14 protein-coding genes and 3 pseudogenes are annotated in these 18,236 nt (G+C 70.7%); 5 read left to right on the top strand and 12 right to left on the bottom strand.

What is annotated here, in order from left to right; all coding sequences use genetic code 11:
- Positions 1-80 precede the first annotated feature (80 nt).
- Positions 81-1,544 carry an MFS transporter gene (locus Sfulv_RS23910; RefSeq protein WP_173316573.1) on the top strand — a complete coding sequence of 488 codons (1,464 nt, stop codon included), beginning with the start codon at positions 81-83 and terminating at the stop codon, positions 1,542-1,544.
- 25 nt (positions 1,545-1,569) lie between these two features.
- The gene (locus Sfulv_RS23905; RefSeq protein ID WP_173316572.1) at positions 1,570-2,202 is read left to right on the top strand and encodes a class I SAM-dependent methyltransferase; all 633 of its coding nucleotides are present in this window, start codon (positions 1,570-1,572) and stop codon (positions 2,200-2,202) included.
- Positions 2,203-2,286: 84 nt separating this feature from the next.
- On the opposite strand, the gene Sfulv_RS23900 is transcribed toward Sfulv_RS23905, so the two are convergent.
- A complete protein-coding gene (locus Sfulv_RS23900) occupies positions 2,287-2,955 on the bottom strand; it encodes a DUF6262 family protein (RefSeq protein WP_173316571.1) in 669 nt (222 codons plus the stop codon).
- A gap of 341 nt (positions 2,956-3,296) precedes the next feature.
- Between Sfulv_RS23900 and Sfulv_RS30725 the strand changes: the two genes are divergently transcribed.
- The 3 genes and pseudogenes from Sfulv_RS30725 to Sfulv_RS30715 all read left to right on the top strand — a co-directional run bounded on the left by Sfulv_RS30725 (position 3,297) and on the right by Sfulv_RS30715 (position 7,009).
- Positions 3,297-4,820: a polysaccharide lyase family 7 protein gene (locus Sfulv_RS30725; RefSeq protein ID WP_256669076.1), complete on the top strand. Its 1,524-nt coding sequence runs from the start codon at positions 3,297-3,299 to the stop codon at positions 4,818-4,820.
- A pseudogene (locus Sfulv_RS30720) lies at positions 4,757-5,119 on the top strand (chondroitinase-B domain-containing protein); the annotation flags it as partial. The gene Sfulv_RS30725 and the pseudogene Sfulv_RS30720, both read left to right, overlap by 64 nt.
- The gene (locus Sfulv_RS30715; protein ID WP_371874727.1) at positions 5,093-7,009 is read left to right on the top strand and encodes a chondroitinase-B domain-containing protein; all 1,917 of its coding nucleotides are present in this window, start codon (positions 5,093-5,095) and stop codon (positions 7,007-7,009) included. The pseudogene Sfulv_RS30720 and the gene Sfulv_RS30715, both read left to right, overlap by 27 nt.
- 230 nt (positions 7,010-7,239) lie before the next feature.
- On the opposite strand, the gene Sfulv_RS23890 is transcribed toward Sfulv_RS30715, so the two are convergent.
- The 11 genes and pseudogenes from Sfulv_RS23890 to Sfulv_RS23850 all read right to left on the bottom strand — a co-directional run bounded on the left by Sfulv_RS23890 (position 7,240) and on the right by Sfulv_RS23850 (position 18,166).
- Entirely contained in the window at positions 7,240-8,040 is an 801-nt protein-coding gene (locus Sfulv_RS23890; RefSeq protein ID WP_173316570.1) for an FHA domain-containing protein, read from the bottom strand.
- A gap of 141 nt (positions 8,041-8,181) precedes the next feature.
- The gene (locus tag Sfulv_RS23885; protein WP_173316569.1) at positions 8,182-10,104 is read right to left on the bottom strand and encodes a serine/threonine-protein kinase; all 1,923 of its coding nucleotides are present in this window, start codon (positions 10,102-10,104) and stop codon (positions 8,182-8,184) included.
- A gap of 524 nt (positions 10,105-10,628) precedes the next feature.
- Positions 10,629-11,108 (bottom strand): peptidoglycan-binding domain-containing protein, encoded by a 480-nt coding sequence (locus Sfulv_RS30710; protein WP_173316568.1) that lies wholly within the window; start codon positions 11,106-11,108, stop codon positions 10,629-10,631.
- A complete protein-coding gene (locus tag Sfulv_RS29820; RefSeq protein ID WP_256669075.1) occupies positions 11,057-12,391 on the bottom strand; it encodes an N-acetylmuramoyl-L-alanine amidase in 1,335 nt (444 codons plus the stop codon). The genes Sfulv_RS30710 and Sfulv_RS29820 overlap by 52 nt, the downstream gene beginning before the upstream one ends.
- A gap of 42 nt (positions 12,392-12,433) precedes the next feature.
- A complete protein-coding gene (locus Sfulv_RS31570; RefSeq protein WP_371874726.1) occupies positions 12,434-12,700 on the bottom strand; it encodes an alkaline phosphatase PhoX in 267 nt (88 codons plus the stop codon).
- 104 nt (positions 12,701-12,804) lie between these two features.
- A pseudogene (locus Sfulv_RS23870) lies at positions 12,805-14,310 on the bottom strand (PhoX family protein); the annotation flags it as partial.
- 187 nt (positions 14,311-14,497) lie between these two features.
- Positions 14,498-14,641 (bottom strand): annotated as a pseudogene (locus Sfulv_RS30705) (SDR family oxidoreductase); the annotation flags it as partial.
- A gap of 383 nt (positions 14,642-15,024) precedes the next feature.
- Positions 15,025-15,273, bottom strand: coding sequence for a hypothetical protein (locus Sfulv_RS31565; RefSeq protein WP_246353210.1), 249 nt, complete (start codon positions 15,271-15,273; stop codon positions 15,025-15,027).
- 296 nt (positions 15,274-15,569) lie between these two features.
- Entirely contained in the window at positions 15,570-16,778 is a 1,209-nt protein-coding gene (locus Sfulv_RS23860; protein ID WP_173316567.1) for an SH3 domain-containing protein, read from the bottom strand.
- Between the two features lie 204 nt (positions 16,779-16,982).
- Complete coding sequence (locus Sfulv_RS23855) at positions 16,983-17,402, bottom strand: hypothetical protein (RefSeq protein ID WP_173316566.1); 420 nt, start codon at positions 17,400-17,402, stop codon at positions 16,983-16,985.
- Complete coding sequence (locus tag Sfulv_RS23850; protein WP_173316565.1) at positions 17,396-18,166, bottom strand: M23 family metallopeptidase; 771 nt, start codon at positions 18,164-18,166, stop codon at positions 17,396-17,398. The genes Sfulv_RS23855 and Sfulv_RS23850 overlap by 7 nt, the downstream gene beginning before the upstream one ends.
- Positions 18,167-18,236 lie beyond the last annotated feature (70 nt).

Genomic DNA, 18,236 nt, shown 5'->3' with positions numbered 1-18,236 from the left:
CCAGCGGCCCGGCCGATTGTCCGGCGGCCCGCTTATGACCTGACCTTTTCCCTTTGATCTGCTGAGGACTGGCCCCTGCGATGACGACGGAAACCGACGCGGTGGACCGCCGCGATGACGCTTTGGACCCGCGGCGCTGGTGGGCGCTGACGGTGATCTCGGTGGCGACGCTGATGGTGGTGCTGGACGCCTCCATCATCAACATCGCCCTCCCGCAGGCCCAGGCCGATCTGGACATCAGCGACGCGAACCGGCAGTGGGCGGTGACCGCCTACGCCCTCACCTTCGGCGGTCTGCTGCTGCTCGGAGGCCGGGTCGTCGACTTCGTCGGCCGCAAGCGCGTCTTCCTGATCGGCCTGATCGGCTTCGCCGTCGTCTCCATGATCGCGGGCATCGCCCCGAACGGGGCGACACTGTTCGCCGGGCGCGCCCTGCAAGGCGTGTTCGCCGCCCTGCTGGCCCCGGCCGCCCTGTCCCTGATCGCGGTCACCTTCACCGACACACGCGAGCGGGCCAAGGCGTTCGGCGTCTACGGCGCCCTGCAGGGCGCCGGCGGCGCGGTCGGACTGATCGCGGGCGGCCTGCTGACCGAGTACACCAGCTGGCGCTGGTGCCTGTTCGTCAACACCCCCATCGCCCTCGCGGTCGCCCTGGCCGCCCTGCCGATTCTCAAGGAGGGCCGCGCCGAGGGCACCCGCCGCTACGACATCCCCGGCGCGCTGCTGGTCACCGCCGGCCTGGTCGCCGTCGTCTGGGGCTTCACCCACGCCGCGGAAGCGGGCTGGCACACTCCGGCGACCTGGCTCCTGCTCGCCGCGGGCCTGGCGCTGCTGGCCTGCTTCGTCCTGGTCGAGCAACGCACCGCCCACCCGCTGCTGCCGCTGCGCGTCGTCTGGGACCGGGACCGCGGCGGCGCGTTTCTCGCCTCCCTGCTGATCGGGGCGGGCATGTTCGGCCTGATGCTGTTCCTGACCTACTACCTCCAGATCAACCTCGACTACCAGCCACTTCGTGCAGGGCTGGCGTTCCTGCCCTTCAGCGCCGGCATCATCGCGGCAGCCTCCCTCGGCGCGCCGCTGGTCCCCAAACTTGGCCCGAAGACGCTGATGACAGCCGGCATTGCCGTTGCACTGGTCGGCACTCTGTGGCTGACGCTGCTCAAACCCGCCGAGGGCTACCTGGCCGTCGTGCTGCCCGCCATGATCCTGACCGGTCTCGGTCTGGGCGCGTTCTTCGTCGCCCTGCCCAACATCGCCCTTGCCGGTATCTCCCCGTCCGACACCGGTGTCGCCAGCGCGATGATCAGCACCACCCAGCAGGTCGGCGGCGCCATCGGCCCCGCCCTCCTCAACACCCTCTACGTCTCCGCCCTCACCAACTTCCTCGCCGGTCACACCGGCACCGTGTCGCAGGCCGTCCAACTGGACGGATACGTGCACGGTTACCGGATCGCCTTCCTCGCCAGCGGCGCCCTGTTCGCCCTCGCCCTCGCCGCCACCGGCCTCCTCATCACCAGCCGCCGCACCAGCGCCGCCACCTCCTGACCACCCGCACCGAAAGGCCCCGCACATGAACAGCGCCAACGACTCCGCCGCGTTCTGGGAGAAGCACTACGCCGGCATGGACGCGCAGTGGGGCACCAAGCCCAACGCCGTCCTGACCGCCCTGCTCGCCGACCTGGCACCCGCTCCGGGCACAGCCCTGGACCTGGGCTGCGGCCACGGCGGCGACGCACTCTGGCTCGCCGCCCAGGGTTGGGACGTCACCCCCGTCGACGTCTCCCAGACCGCCCTCGACCGCGTCGCGGCAGGCGCCGCGGCCACCGGCCTCACCGACCGGATCCACCCCCAGCAGCACGACCTCTCCCAGACCTTCCCCGACGGCGCCTGGGACCTGGTCACCGCCACCTACTTCCACACCCCCGTCACCATCGCCCGCGAGAGCGTCCTGCGGCGAGCCGCCCAGGCCGTAGCACCCGGCGGGCGCCTGATCGTGATCGAACACGCCTCCACCGCACCCTGGTCCTGGCAGGCCGGCCAGGACATCCACTACCCCACCCCCGAGGACGTCATCGCCTCACTCCAGCTCGACAACACCTGGGCCGTCGAACGAGGCGACGCACCCCAGCGCACCGCCACCGGACCCGAAGGACAAACCGCGACCGTCACCGACAACGTCATCGCCGTCCGACGCACCGGCTGACACACACGGAACAGCGCCTCAGCCGTACCTTGGCCCCACATCACCCTGGCGTCCGCCGGAGCACACCATGGAACCGGCGCCCCGTCAGCCCACTCCGACGTCGTCCTCGTCCAGCTCGGGACCGTCTGGGTCGCGCAGCGGGCGCAGGGCGCCAGCGGCCGGGGAGGGTGGGGCGGTGAACTGTTCGGCGATCTGTACTTCGAGTGCGGCGATGCGCTTGTCGGCGAACCGTGCGTTGTCCCTGGCGGCAGCTAGACGCTTCGTGAGGCGGGCACGTTCGGCCGTCAGCACCCTGACCTCGCGTCGCAGGGCGACGTTGGCGGTCGTGATGCGCAGGACGTCGGCGTCGGTCCACTCGCCCTGCAGTTCAGCGACCCGGCCGAGCAGTTCGGCGATGCGCTCTCGCTGGTTGACGACCTCCGCATTGGTGGCCTTGAGTGCCACCTCGGTGTTGAGTGCGCGTTCACGCCAGGAAGCCTCCACCACCTCGCGCTGGGTTTGAGCCGTCCGCGCTCGCAGTCCGCAGGCCCGGAGGGCAGCCTCGGCGACGAGGTTCCGGGCCCCGGCGTGCTCGTAGAGGAAGGTGCGCGAGACGACTGCCTGCCGGGCCACCGCGGCCACGGTGATCGGGCCGCCGCTCCTGGTGAGCTGGTCGACGACGCTTCTGATGCGGACGCGACCGGCTTCGGTCTTCTGGCTCCGGGCTCGCAGAGCCTGGGCGGTGCCGCAGACGGCCGGTCGCCCCGACGGCACGCGGTCAGGCCCTGCTCGACGAAGCACAGCTACTGCTGCAGCGTCTCGACTACGACCGACCACAACCACCCGGCCTGGAGCGCCCAGGCCCGGTCTGCTCACTCCTGGCGCCCCTGGCCGAAGCTGGCCGCTGCAACACAGACGACGATCGCCCAGCACTCCCGCCTGCGCGCACCGCGCCACGACCAGCGCGGGAGGGGTCCCGTCACGCGTCTGACACGGTACTCCCTGGCCTTTGGAGCACCACCTCACGGTGCGCCAGTTCACGGTTATCGACCACAACCGTCCGGCCCCGGGCCGGCCGTATCGGCCGCCCGGCCCGTCAATCGAAGCGAGGTCCTATGAGACGCGCGTTTCATGCGCTGTTGGTGGGTGCGGTCGCCGTCGGAGTGTCGGGTGTGTTCCACCCGGTCGCATCGGCAGCCGACACCTCTCCGCTGGAGGTCAGGAGCGTCACGGCGAGCGCCGATGACGGCAACGTCGCCGCCAACACCCTGGACAACGACCTGAGCACCCGCTGGTCGGCCGAGGGCGACGGGGCGTGGATCCGCTACGACCTCGGCTCGGCCCGGACCGTCGGGTCGGTGTCGGTCGCCTGGCACCGGGGGGACAGCAGGAAGAGCACCTTCGACGTCCAGTTGTCCGCCGACGGATCGTCGTGGACCACGGTCCTGAGCCGGAAAGCCACCAGCGGTACCACGCTCGGGCAGCAGAGCCACGACTTTGCCGACGCCTCGGCCCGCTACGTGCGGATCGTGGGCCATGGCAACACAGTCAACGACTGGACCAGCATCACCGAGACGGACGTGTACGGGGCCGATGGAGGCGGAGGCGACGGTGGCGGCTCCTGCGCGTACCCTGCCGACGTGCTGGACCTGACGGACTGGTACATCGGGCTGCCGGTGGGCGAGGAGGAGTCTCCCACCAACGTTTACCAGCCGGAACTCGCCACATACGCGAACGACCCGTGGTTCGTCACGGCCGACGACTGCTCGGCCGTCCGGTTCCGGGCCCCGGTCAACGGGGTCACCACCAGCGGCTCCAGCAATCCCCGCTCGGAGCTGCGGGAGATGACGAATTCCGGCAGGACGAAAGCGAGTTGGTCGTCCACTTCTGGCACCCACACGATGGTGATCGACCAGGCCATCACGGACGTTCCCGAGGAGAGGCCGTACGTCGTCGCCGGGCAGATCCACGACGCCTCCGACGACGTCACCGTCTTCCGCCTGGAAGGCAGCAAGCTCTACATCACCGACGGCGACACATCACGTCACCGTATGGTGACGGACAGCTACGAACTGGGCACGCGGTTCCAGGCGAAGTTCGAGGTCAGCGACGGCGAGACCAGGGTCTACTACAACGGCGCGTTGCAGACCACGCTGTCGAAGGACTACTCCGGCGCCTACTTCAAGGCCGGCGCGTACACGCAGGCCAACTGCGGCAACTCGGACCCGTGCAGCGGCGACAACTACGGCCAGGTGAAGATCTACGATCTGGACGTCACGCACGGCGACGGCGCGGGCGAGGGGAGTCTGCCGAGGCCGCCGAGCGGTACGGCTGGGGCACACCGCTGCCGGTGTCCGACGAGTTCGACTACACCGGCCCGGTCGACCCCGGCAAATGGGCGGTACCGACGGGCGAGGTCGGCGGCACGCAGGGATGCTGGGAAGGGCACGACGGGAACGGCCGCCGGTGCGCCAAGAACAGCACCGTCGCCGACGGCATGCTCACCATGCGTGGCGAGGCGAACGGCGACACGGGATGGCTCAGACAGCAGCGTGACGCCCCGTACGGCCGGTGGGAAATCCGTTCCCGCTCGCGGAACACCGGTCCGACCGGCGGGCTTTACCATGTGCTGCACCTGATCTGGCCCACCGCCGGCAACCGGCTGGAAAACGGGGAGTACGACTGGGTCGAGACGTCCGACCCCGAAGCGCAGTGCCTGACCGCTTTCCTGCACTATCCGAAGAGCCCGACGGACAAGAAGGAGCGCCGCGACGTCTGTCCCGTGGATATGACGCAGTGGCACAACTTCGCCTTCGAGTGGACGCCGGACGCGTTGGTCGGTTACGTCGACGGCGTGGAGTGGTTCCGGGAGTCGGGCGGCGCGGACGCCGACCGGGGGGACATCCAGGCGATGCCCTCGGGTCACCTCAACCTCCAGCTCGACAACTTCACCGGCGACAGCGGTTTGCGCCCGGCCGTGCTGGAGGTCGACTGGGTCCGGACCTACGACATCGAGCCTGCGGGTGGAGATCCCACCGATCCCGGCGGGGACTCTCCGGTCCGGATCGCGGACGTTTCAGCGAGCGCGGACGACGGCAACGTGCCCGCCAACACCCTGGACAACGACCTGAGCACCCGCTGGTCGGCCGAGGGCGACGGGGCGTGGATCCGCTACGACCTCGGCTCGGCCCGGACCGTCGGGTCGGTGTCGGTCGCCTGGCACCAGGGGGACAGCAGGAAGAACACCTTCGACATCCAGCTGTCCGACGACGGATCGTCGTGGAAGACCGTTGCCGAACGAAGGACCAGCAGCGGCGGCACACTCGGACAGCAGAAGTACGACTTCGCCGACGCCTCGGCCCGCTACCTGCGGATCGTCGGTCACGGCAACACGTCCAACGACTGGACCAGCATCACCGAGACCGATATCTACGGAGCCGACAGCGGGGACGGCGGGGACGGTGGAGACGGGGAGCAGAGCCCCGTCCGCACGGTCCGTGTCGCGGACTCGGCCGGGTTGACGAACGCGTTCGGGGACGCGCGGGCCGGGGACCGCATCGTGCTGGCGGACGGCACGTACTCGATCGACGGGATCACCGGGAAGAACGGAACGGCCGCCGAGCCCGTCACCGTCGTCGCGGAGAACCGCGGCAAGGCGGTGATCGCCGACGGGCAGCTGGAGGTGGCGGCCTCCTCCTACATCACCTTCGAGGGGCTGACGTTCACGAACAGCGACACCCTGAAAATCACCAGTTCGAACAACGTGCGGCTGACCCGCAACCACTTCCGGCTGACCGAGGAGTCCTCACTGAAGTGGGTGGTCATCCAGGGTGCGAACAGCCACCACAACCGGATCGATCACAACCTGTTCGAGGAGAAACACCAACTCGGGAACTTCATCACCATCGACGGATCCGGAACCCAGCAGTCACAGCACGACCGCATCGACCACAACCACTTCCGTGACATCGGCCCCCGCGCGAACAACGAGATGGAGGCCATCCGGGTCGGCTGGAGCGGCATCTCCCGGTCGAGCGGGTTCACCGTCGTCGAGTCGAACCTCTTCGAGAACTGCGACGGCGACCCGGAGATCGTCTCCGTGAAGAGCAACGACAACACCGTCCGCTACAACACCTTCCGCACCTCGCAGGGCGTCCTGTCCCAACGGCACGGGAACCGCGGCGCGTTCTACGGCAACTTCTTCCTCGGCCAGGGCAAGGCGGGGACCGGCGGGATCCGCATCTACGGCCAGGACCACAAGGTCCACAACAACTACTTCGAGGGTCTGACCGGCACCGGTTACGACGCCGCGTTGCAGATCGACGGCGGCGACGTGGACACCTCGGGCGCGCTGAGCGCACACTGGCGTGTCTACCGGGCGACCGTCGTGAACAACACCTTCGTGAACAACGTGGCCAACATCGAGATCGGCGCCAACTACAGTCTCGCCCCGGTCGACTCGGTCATCGCCGACAACGTCGTCACCGGCAGCCGGGGCAAGCTGATCAACGAGGTCCGGAAGCCGGAGGGCATGACCTACGCCGGGAACATCGCGTGGCCGACCGGATCGGCGACCGTCGGCGTGTCCGCGCCCGCCGGCTCCGTCAGGACGGTCGACCCGCTCCTCGCCTCCGACGGATCGCTGTACCGGATCGGTGCGGAAAGCCCGGCGATCGACACCGCCACCGGTGACCACGCCTTCGTGACCGACGACATGGACGGCCAGACCCGGGTCGTCGGCCCCGATGCCGGCGCCGACGAGCGGTCGTCGGCCCCGGTCACACGCTCCCCGCTCACTGCGGCGGACGTCGGCCCCAGCGTCGCGTAGAAAAGGCGGGAGGACCGGTGGCGGTCAGGCCCGTCACCGGTCGTGCGTGTCGCGCGGGGTGCTCCGGTCCGGCTGTCACCGGGTGGTTGGCCACGACCGCACACCGGCCCATGGGAGCCACCCATCCGGCGGCGAGAAGAGCAGCTTCAGCGGTGCGCGGCCACGGTCGTCACAGGGGGTGCCGCCGACGGGAGACATGCACGAGCCCGTGTTCGACCGGTGGTCCGGCGCTACGGCTGTCCTGCGGGCGTGCCGTCCGGGCCGCCGGGGGCGTCGTCCATCAGGTTCAGGTCCGGCGGCACGAGCGTTGTGGACTCGACCAGGCCCTTGAGCAGGTTGTGCAGCAGGCTGTTGTCGGAGGGGCGTTCCTCGGACCTGTCGTGCATCAGCGCGTACCTGAAGCCGGCGTCGTGCAGCCGGCGGCGTACCGCCTCGATCCGGTACTCGATTTTGCGCCCGTTCCAGTTGCCGTACGGGCGCAGGTGGACGAGCTGCCGGGCGGCCATGGAGTACGTCAGGGGCCGCGGATCCTCCTCGTAGAGCAGGTACCGCTGGCCGAGCACGACCAGGAGCAGCCGCTCGTCGTCGTCGAGGGCCCAGGTCTGCGGCCGCAGGGTGTCGGCCCGGCGGCGGGAGCCCGGGCCCTGGTCATCGTGGTCGGCGACGTACAGCTCGACCAGGTGCTCGCGGTAGCCGGAGCCCTTGACAAACAGGGGGGTGTATCCGGTGGTGAGCGGCACGGGCTCGGTGGTGGTGTGCATCATCCGGCCGCGCGGCAGCCGCACGAGCTGACGCCCGGTGTTGCGCAGCCACCAGTGGCCCCGGCGGTACGTCAGCTCCCCGTGCCGGCGGCTCACCCGGAGATCGTCTACACCGACCTCCAGGTCGACGTCGGGGTGCTCGCCCCGCCCGAAGCGGACGGTCCGCCCCGGGCTGGGCGGGACGCACAGGTCGCCGGTGACCGTGCGCGCGTGCAGGGTTCCGGGCGCGGTGGGCGCGACACCGCGTGCGAGGCTGGCGGAGAAGGGCATCGCTGGTCTCCTCGGTGCGCAGGGCGTGGGGCGCCTGCGGATCGGCACGGCGGGACCTCAGGGCGACCGGCTCCTCCGGACGGGCCCACCAGCGTGCGCCGACCTGCTCGGGACCCCTCCCGAATGTGCCGGGCGCCGATTTCAGAGGGCGGGCAGTTTCGCGGCCGCGGAGGCGGCGAGGTCGGTGACCATGTCGCAGAGGTCGGCGACGGGCGGCCGACCGCCGACGTGCAGGCGCAGCATCTCGGCGGCCGTCTCGGCGTCGTGGCCGCTGTATTCGCGGTGGAGGACGAAGACCGTGCAGGTTCCGTCGTCGTTGCCCTCCGGAACGACGACGGCGTCGTGGCCGCTGAGCCGCACGGGGTCGCCGTCGCGGGCGGACTTGGGCTGGTCGCGGAAGAAGGCGATCTCCGCCTCCAGGTCGTCGACGTCGCTGAACCACGTGCAGCTCCAGTTCGCGACGCCCGCCTCGGGCGCGTCGGCGCTGACGCCCGGCACGGCGGACAGGGCCTTGGCATCGAGCAGCGCGCAGGCGTCCGCCCAGGCCAGGGAGTCGGCCGGGTAGGCCGGCGAACGGCGGGGCAGCGGGCCCCGGTTGAGCACTTCGGCGGCACTGCGGGTGGCGGTATCGGCGACTGTGCACAGCGTGGCGGCGCCGCCGGTCACGGTGCCCTCGCCGACCTCGACGCGGATCCGGATGACGTCGCCCGCCTCGCCCCGTTCTCCGTGGGACAGCAACAGCCCGCACTTGTTCCGGGTGGACGGCTCCTCCCGGACCGCGATGTTCCCGATGGTTCGGACGGGTGCCGACGTCTCAGGCGGTGAGCCGCCGCGCAGTTGGAACGACACGTCGATGCGGTTCTCGCCGTCGGGGTGGACGAGCACGTCGCAGCGGTCGAAGTTGCCGTAGTCCACGTCCACGCGGCTGTCGCCGAAGCGGTCGAAGGCTGCGGGAACGGCCAGGGCGCACACGTCGGCGGTGTGCGGGTCGCCTATCAGGGACCGCGCCGCTCCCTGCACGGACTCGCCGGGGAGCTGCCGCTGGGCCGAGCCGGGGCCGGCGTTTCCCGTACCGCCGTCGTCGCGCCGGTTGTCCCCGTCGCCGAGGAGGGCCAACAGCGTGAGGGCCAGCGCGGTGCACAGGGCGAGCGCCGTGGCCGGTAACAACCACCGACGGCCCCGACGCCTCCGTCCGCCGTGCCGTCCCGGTTCGGCGACAGCCGTCAGGAGCTGCCGCGCCTCGGCCGCCTCGGGGCGTTCCCGTGGGTTGTGCCGCAGCATGGCCGAGAGCACGGGGTACAGGGGGCCCACGGCCTCGGCGTCGATCTCCACGACCCCCTGTCCCGCCTTCCAGTACGCCAGACGGGCGCCGTCCTCACCGCCGGCCCGGCCGGCACCGGGGCCACCGGCCGGTTCCGTCACGTCTGCGCGCGGTGGCGCGCCGGTGACCAGTGCATGGAGCGTGGCGGCCAGGCAGAACACATCCGAGGCGGGCAGGGGGACGTTGCCGCGGACCAGTTCGGGAGCGGCGTAGTCGGGAGTGAAGCTGTACGGGCCGTTGGCCGTGATGGTCTCGGCGCCGCCGATCCGGTATGCGGCGCCGAAGTCCAGCAGCTTGGCCGTGCCGTTCCGGGTGAGGCCGATGTTGGCGGGTTTGACGTCGCAGTGGACGACCCCCGCCTCGCGCAGCGCGGCCAGCGCGTCGGCGAGCTGGGCGCCGACGCGGGCCGCCTGCCGGGGCGGCAGAGGCGGTTTTCCATCCAGGCCACCGCCGGGCACGTGCTCCATGACGAACCAGTAGGTCGCGGCGGCGTCCTCCTCCGGCGCCTCGATCACCACGTCGAACAGCGTCACGACGTGGGGATGGCCGCGGAACTTGGCCAGGGCCCGCGCTTCGCCCAGCGGCCGCAGCGCGGTCTCGCGGTCCCCCTCGATCCGCTCGGGTTTCAGCACGACGTCCTGCCCCACCACGGTGTCGTGGGCGAGCCAGACCTCGCCGCCCCGCCCGACGCCGATCACCTCTTTCGCGACGTAGCGGCCGGCCAGTTCGTCTCCACAGCGCACCGTGTTCCTCCCCCTCGCGTCGGTCCGGAAGGCGCGCGGCGGTCCTGCCCGCGCGGGACGAATCTACTGCGTGAGGGAGGTGTCACTCACGGTTTCCGCGGAGCCTCCATACCCGCTCGCGTGCGGGCGCCGGCCCGGCCCGAAGAGCCCGAAGAGTACGAGAACCCTTGCGCAGGCCGGTGCGTCTTTCCCTTCTCGATGGGCGACGGTCCCCGCCCGGGACCGGTGTGGTGCCACGCCCGTCTGGGCGCAAAGCGAGTGGTGATACCTCATCAGGGGGACGATCCCGAGACCGTCGTCACCGAGCAGCGCAGTGCGAACGCCACGCTGGTGCAGCTGCTCTCTCAAAAGGGAAAACAGCGGTGGCCTGATTCCGCTGTCCGTGGCAGAGATACGCCGCCTCATCGGCCACCTCCTCCACCCTGCCCACCTCACCATCCACCACCATCCGAGCTGGTCACAACTGGCGAAGACTCAGCCAGTCACGCGCCCGCAACAGTCACTACAAACAACGCGGACACGCCCTAGAGGCGCGCCAGGTTCAACGCGTTCTGCAGGGCCTTGATGGTGGCGGGACCCCAGGAGCCATCCACGGTCAGGCGGGCATTGACCATCCGGTTCAGATGCCGTTGCAGGGCACTGACCGTGCCGGGGCCCATGTCGCCGTCCACGGTCAGGCCCGCGCCGCTCCAGGTGTTGAGGTGGCGTTGCAGGCCCCGGACGGAGGCCGGGCCCCAGACACCGTCGGTGGTGACGCCGATCGCCCGTTGAGTGGCGGTGACGGTGGCGGGACCGAAGACGCCGTCGACGGCCAGCCGTGAGCCCTCGTCGAGGTAGGCGTTGTAGGCGGCCTCGGTGGCCGGGCCCCACAGGCCGTCCGCGGCGACGCCGACCTTGGTCTGGAGCCACCGCACGCCGGCGTCGGTGCGCGCCCCCCAGATCCCGTCCACGGTCAGCTGCGGGCTATAGCCGAGACCGTTGACAGCCGACTGCTGAGCCGCCACCGACCGTACCGATGACATGCCACCGCTGGAGCTGTCACCGATGAACGCCTTGTAGGCGGCCTCGGTGGCCGGGCCCCACAGGCCGTCCGCGGCGACGCCGACCTTGGTCTGGAGCCAGCGCACGCCGGCGTCGGTGCGCGCCCCCAGATCCCGTCCACGGTCAGCTGCGGGCTATGGCCGAGACCGTTGACAGCCGACTGCTGAGCCGCCACCGACCGTACCGATGACATGCCACCGCTGGGGTCGCCGGTGCCGTCGGTGATCGGCAGGTCGTCTCCCTGCATGCCCCCATGCACCCACGCCCGCAGGGCGGAGCCGGGGCACTGGGTGGATTGACCGGACAGGCCGCCGTGCCAGGTCTTGGCCAGGGCCTTGCCGGTGAGTTCGTTGGCGCGGTTGTACAGGGCGCGGATGGCGGCGCCCGTGAGGGGGGTGGCCTGCCCGTCCTGGCCGATGAAGCACACGCCGATGTGGGTGGTGTTGTGCGGGGCCGCGTGCGCTCCCACGACGTTCCAGCCGCGTCCTTCGTAAATGCGGCCGGCGGTGTCGACCAGGAAGTTGTAGCCGATGTCGTCCCAGCCGTTGCCGTCCATGTGGTAGTTCTGGATCTGCCGCGGTGTCTGGGTCGGCGGGCCCGCCGAGTAGTGGACGGTGAACCCCGTGCGGGCGCCGGGATCCACCCTCTCCACGGCGCGGGGCGGGCGGGCGCCCCACTGGCTGCGGGGCTGGATCGTCAGACCGGTGTTGGGATCGGGCGTCGGGCCCGGGTCGAGGCTCCCGTTGCCCACGTTCGGGTACAGCTTCCCCGGGCAAGTGGAGCCGGGGTCGAGGTCCCGGTGTCCGAGGATCCGCGGTCCCGCCTGCTCGTACTGGCGCAGGTGACCGATCAGTTCGCGGATGGAGGTCACCATGGCCTGCGTCGGGGTGTCGTTGGTCTCCGCCATGCCCATGATGGCGAAGTAGTTCTGGTTCGCTCCTGGGGTCTCGTCGTCGTTGGCCGCCGAGCGGACCTTGGGTCCCCGGCCCTCGAAGATCCCGCCGTGGTGGCAGACGAGATAGTTGTACGGGATGTCGTCATACCCCTCCTCCATCTTCGCCTGCTGCACCTCGCGGACCTGGCCGAAGCAGTCCTCGTGGTTCTCCATGTAGTAGCTGTCCCACGGCCAAGGGTAGGAATTACCGTGGTGGTGGACGGCGACCCCGCCCAACCAGGGACTCCACGAGTCGGTGCTCGGCTTCGCCGGGGGCCTGGCACCCCACGCCGACCGGGGAATGATGTTCACCACTGTCCGCACTCCTTCCGCACTGCGATTCTGGTCCCGGGGTCAAGACGCGCCGATCACGCCGCCGTCGCTCCGGCTGACGGCGACCGTGGCAGAGCGGGGCCGACCTCCCGGGGCGTGGTCGGGCCAGTTGCTGACCGCCCGCGGGTTCCGCGGGGTGGGGGTGCCCCAGGCCGCGGAGCGCTCGCCGGGATGCTGCACGTTGACGAACAGGGTCCGCCGGTCCGGTGTGAGGGCGGCGCCGGTGATCTCCGCGCCGCGCGGGCCGGTGAGGAAACGGCGGATCGTCCGGGTGCCGGGATCGGCCACCAGCAGCGCGTTGTTGCCCAGCCGGTCATGCCCGCCCCCTGGCGGTTCTGGACGTGCCCGGAGATGCCGGTGCGGATCCACAGCCGCCCGCCCGCGTCGAACGACAGGCCCTTGGGTGAGGCGAACATGCCACTGGAGTCGAGCTGAACGGCGTCGTCGTAGGCCGGGTCGCCGGCGAGTACGAAGACCTCCCAGCGAAACCGCCCGGCCGCCGCGTCGCCCCGGTCCTCCCGCCAGCGGATGATCTGCCCGTAGGGATTCGACCGGCGGGGACGCACCGCGTTGGAGCGCGCGGACGCGGGGGACGCGCAGGGGGCATGCCCAGCGCTATTGGCGAGGGCGCAGTAGAGGTCGCCATCGCGCGGGTCGACCGCGATCTGCTGGGGGCGGTCCAGCGGGGTGGCACCGAGCGCGTCGGCCGCCTGCCGGGCGCGCAGCAGCACGTCGGCCTGATCGGTCCAGCCGAGGCGCCCGGTCAGCGGGCCGCGGCCGTGCACCAGCGGCAGCCATGCGCCCGTGCCGTCGTCATGGAAGCGGGCAACATACAAGGTGCCCTCGTCCAGTGGGCCGCGGCCCCCGGCGCGGCCAGGTCGCCAGGGCCGCGCCGAGACGAACTTGTACACATGGCCGCCGTCCTGGTCGTCCCCGCTGTAGACGACGACCCGGCCGCCGGACTGCGTCACGGTCGCGCCGGAGTGGCTGAACCGGCCCAGGGCGGTGTGCTTGACCGGGGCGGAGCGGGGATCCAGCGGGTCGATCTCGACGACCCAGCCGAAGCGGTTGGGCTCGTTGCCGCTGACCGCGAGGTCGAAGCGCGGGTCGGCCCGGTGCCAGCGGTGGCCGTGGCCGGACGCACTCAGCCCGTAGCGGCGCTGTGTCTCGGTCGGGTGCCAGGCAGTGTCGTCGGTGCCGAAGACTGCGTGGAAGTTCTCCTCGGCGACCAGGCACGTGCCCCAGGGGGTGTTCCCGGAGGTGCTGCTGCCCAGGACGCCCAGGGGTGTGCCGCCCGTGGCCAGGCGGGGATGGCCGGCGGTGACCGGGCCGGTGAACGTCACGGGTGTGGCGCCGGTCACCCGCGTGTTGCGCGGTGAGCCGACGACCTGCCAGGCATCCCCCCTGCGCCGGACCTCCACGATGCTGACGCCGACCGCAGCCAGCGCCTTGTCCACCGCCGACGTGGTGAGGTCGGCGCCGCCGTCGAGATGCAGCAGCGCGCTGTCGGCGTACTCGTGACCGATGACGAGGATGCCGTGCCGGCTGCCTCGCGGGCCGCGTCCCAGCGGGTGGAAGGCCAGTCCACTGTGGTGCGTGCCAATCTGCCGGGACTGCTCGGCGGCGGTGTTGCCGCCGTCCTCGCGCCATGCCGGACCGGTCGTGCGCAGCGGCTGTCCCCAGGGGGCAAGCACATGGGCGACGTAGCCCGCGGGCACGCAGACGGAATCGATGTCATCGGCGGGAACGGGGATGAAACCGGGCAACGCGGTGCCGGTGGCGTCCGGCTCGGGCGCCGCCGCCGCCGGTCCGGAGCCGATGAGAAGCCCTCCGACCACCGCGGTGCCGCTGATCAGGGCGCTGCGGCGGGACAGCGCGGCGGCCGAGTTCTCTGTCATGTCGGTACTCCATCCCAGGGGAGGGTGGGTCGCCGTTGTTCGGCGCTGACGGTGGTCACGTCTCCGGGGGTGCAGGTTGTGCTGCGTTACAGGACGGCGAGAGGTGCATCAAGTACATGAAATTCCTTCGCCGCTGGGGCATACCAGGATCCGCAACGGCCGTCACTGGCTATGCGTGCACGGCGCTCGCCCCCTCGCTTGCCCCATAAAGCAGGTTGCCGACGGTGCGGTCGCTGGTCAGGCTGACGCTCCGACCGCTGCCGTGCTGCCCGCGAAACCGCAGTCCGTACTCCCGGATCAGCAGCCAGGCTGCCCGGGCGTTGACCGCAAATGCCAGCGACGCTGAAGCTCACCAGCAGGGAGCCGAGTGCGGTGAATGCGCCCTTGCTCACCTCGAACTGCATGTCCCTATACGGGATGGTATTTGCGAGATGGCTGCCGGTCATGCCCTGCTGAACGGACCCCACCCTTTCCAGGGCCGGCAACTCGGGGGTAATGAACATCAGGCGGCGGGCACTCTCTATGTCATCCAGCATCCCAGGCGAGTCGGCCGGTTCATCCATCTGGCGCATAGCCCCATCCTGGACGGTGCGGTCCGGGACCGGTCCCGAGTGAGTTGTGGGCATCGTGAAGTTGCAGGTCGCGGCTCTGGTGTGCGCGGGTTCGGGATGCTCGTGCCGGTCGCGGGCGGATGACTTCGACGAAGATCGGCGGTCAGCGGGCGACTTCGCGATTCGCCAGGACGAGTGGAGCCCTCACCAGCGCGGTCGCCCATGTCGGGTCGGTGCGTACTTTGCCGAGGACGCGCCAGTTCTTCAGGTGGGCGAACCCCCACAATTTCTCACGCGCCCCGCCCTCTGCCCTGACGAGACCACTCCAAGTCTGAGCGGTCCCCCGCAGGTTCTGGACGTCCGGCTTGACGGAAGGCGACTGGCCGGTGTCGCGGGCGGTCGCCGAGGTCACGGTCGACGCGAGCCGGAGCCGGTAGCCGGCTCCGGCACCAGCTCGATATCGCTGCCGACCGAGGGGCCCGAGATCCACGTCATGGGAGGGGTCGGGGACAAGCGTGCTGTGGCTCGGGGAACCGACTCCACGGTCTGCTGCTCGTACACGATGCAGACGAGTCGGCCCGGGGCGCCGTGGTGGCGTCCCGAGCCGTTCTGGCGGTCGCCCGCCAGGGTTCGACCGCAAGACCTACCGGCGGTCACCCGACAGGATGCCGCAGCAGGCAGGAGCTCCGGGTCGTTCGCCCCGCCCGGTCAGCAGACCGGCACCCCGGGCACCTGGTTGTCCGGCACGCTGAGATAGATGTTGGTTATGTAGCCGCCGTACTGCGGCAGGTGGGCCCACCAGTCGTTGACGTAGGGCGGCTGGCTGACCTGCTGGCCCCGCTTCTGGCAGCCGACCAGGACCTCGACTCCCGCGGGCAGCGTGGTGATGGTCCCGGATTCGGTCGTCGCCTGGGTGCGGACCCGGACCCCGCTGCCCCAGGTGCCGATCCACGTACCGGCGGGGCGGGAGGCGCCGGGGACGTTCAGTGAACGGGTCAGCCGGCCGATGTCGGTGTATGCCTTGCCGTAGGACGTCCCGCTGGGGTGCAGGGTGTAGACGGCCACGATGGAGCGGTCACCCGAGCCCACCACACCCGTCGAGTGCAGTGCCGGACGGGAGAGGTCCACGGCGTCGGCGCCCGCCGACGTCCGGGCGGCGGCACCTCCCGCCGGTTCCCCGGCGGCCTCATCGGCGTCAGCGGCCTTCGCCGCCGCCGTGGTCGGGGCGGTGCAGCCGCCCGAACTGAAGCCCGACCAGCCCTGCTTGACGGCCCAGGGGCGGTTGAAGGAGCCGGCGATGCCGAAGTGCTGGTCGTAGCCGTCGGTGGCGCAGCGAGTGGACTGCCGCAGGTTGCCGAGGAGGTAGTCGCGTGTCGCCGCCGGGGCGGCGTCCAGCAGATGGCGGTAGATCTTCACGGTGTCACGGGCGGAGAGAGCCGTGTAGCCCCAGAAGCCGGGGTGGGTCGACGGCGGCCGGGCGGTGTCCGTCAGGCCGAGCCGGGTGACCATCCGGTCGACGATCGCCCCCGAGCCGTTGTTCGACCAGAACGTGCTCGCGGCCGGGTCGTCGCTGCCGCGCAGCATGGTGTCGATCCGGGCCCGGTCCGTGGCCGACAGGGTGTCAGGGCTGCGGTTCCAGAGCACGTCCAGGGCGATCAGCAGCTTCACCACCGACGCGGACCTGAACTGCGCGGCGCTGTTCACCTGTTCGGTGAAGGTGCCGGTCTGGCGGTCGAAGACGGCGACGCCCGCCGTCACCCCGGCCGGCACGTCGGCTTGCACCGCCGCCGGCTGCGGCGAGGGGGACTCGGTGGACGCGGCGGAGACGGTGGTCGCGGTGGTGCACAGGAGCGCGGCGAGGGCGGCGGTCAGCACGCCCGCCCGTACCGCGCCCCGTGCGCTGGTCAAGGTGATCATGGTTGTCCTCGGGATCGGTGGAGGGAAAGGTGTCGGAGGTGGAGCCGGAGATCCGGCGCTCGCACCACACGTAGGACGGGGGCACATCCCCTGCCGTATGAGAGTTCGCAGCGGACTCCGGAAGGGTTCCGTACAGGAGCCCGGACGCCGGATGCCCCGGGACCTGTCGTGGTCCCGGGGCATCCGGTCGGCGCGGGCGGTCGCTCAACAGGTCGGCAGACCCGAGTCCCGCTCGTCGTTGCCGCCTCCGACGAGGAAGATCTCACTCATGTACGAGGACGGGACCATGCCGACTGCCGGGGTCTTGACCCACCAGGTGTGCCAGTAGTCGCCGTAGGTCGCCCGGCCGCCCTTGACCTGGCACAGCACCTTGAGGAAGCCGTCGTCGGGCGAGGTGGAGGTGACCGGGGCCTGCGGATCGGGGGCGGAACGCAGGTTGACGTCCGAGCCCCAGATCGGGCACCGGAACCAGCCCCGGTAGTCCGGGTCGGGGGTGCAGGGCGCCGGGTCGGCGGCCTGCGCGGACGAGGTGACGGCAGGGGAGAGAAGCAGCCCGGCGGCCAGCGCGACCGCCGCGACACCCTTCGTACCGGCGCGGAAACGGCTCAAGGTGGCGGTCAGCACTGGTTCACCCCCGGCAGCCAGGCGTCGGGGTGGTCGATGTAGATGTTGGTGATGTAACCGCCGAGCGCCGGGATGTAGGACCAGGCGTCGTTGGTGTAGCCCTCGGCGGTGACCGAGTCGCCGCGCGTCTGGCACTGCACGTAGACCGCGGTCGGCCCGGTCAGCGTGCGCACGACCCCCGCGCTCAGCCGCGGCTCCGTGCGCACCCGGACCGATGTGCCCCAGGTGGTGAAGTTGGTGCTGGGCGTTCCGGTGCCCGGGGTGCACGGCAGGCTCACACCGCGCGCGCTCAGGTAGGGGACGGGGTCCATGCCCCGGGTGCTGGACGTGGAGGCGTGCGCCTCGAAGTGCAGGTGCGGCCCGGTGGACTGGCCCTCGGAGCCCATGTACGCGATCAGCTGGCCGCTGTTCACCCGCTGGTTCACGGAGACGGTGCGCTCGTACATGTGGCCGTACTCGGTGACGGTGCCGTCGTCGTGCCGGATGCGGATCCACTGGCCGTAGCCGCTGGCGGTGCCGGAGACGATGACGGTGCCGGCCCCGGCGGAGTAGATCGCCGTACCCCGGTTGTTGGCGATGTCCACGCCGTCGTGGCCCGAGTGGTACCACTGGGTCACTGTGCCGGCGGCCGGGCAGGAACCGGCGGCTGCGACTGCGGCGACCGGGGCGGCTTCGGCCGTGCCGGCCGCGAGCGGGACCAGCCCGGCCGCGGCGACCGTGGCGATGAACAGGCCGATGGACTTGCTGCGCGTGAGTGTGCGCATGACGGAGTCTCCTCTGTGAGAGTTGTCGGTGCGAGGCGTGAGGTGTGCCGGTTGTGGTGTGCCGACCCCG

The sequence above is a fragment of the Streptomyces fulvorobeus genome (assembly GCF_013167895.1).
GTDB classification, from domain to species: Bacteria; Actinomycetota; Actinomycetes; order Streptomycetales; family Streptomycetaceae; genus Streptomyces; species Streptomyces fulvorobeus.
Note: the sequence above shows the minus strand (reverse complement) of the source record. Positions and strands in the feature narration are given on the sequence as shown.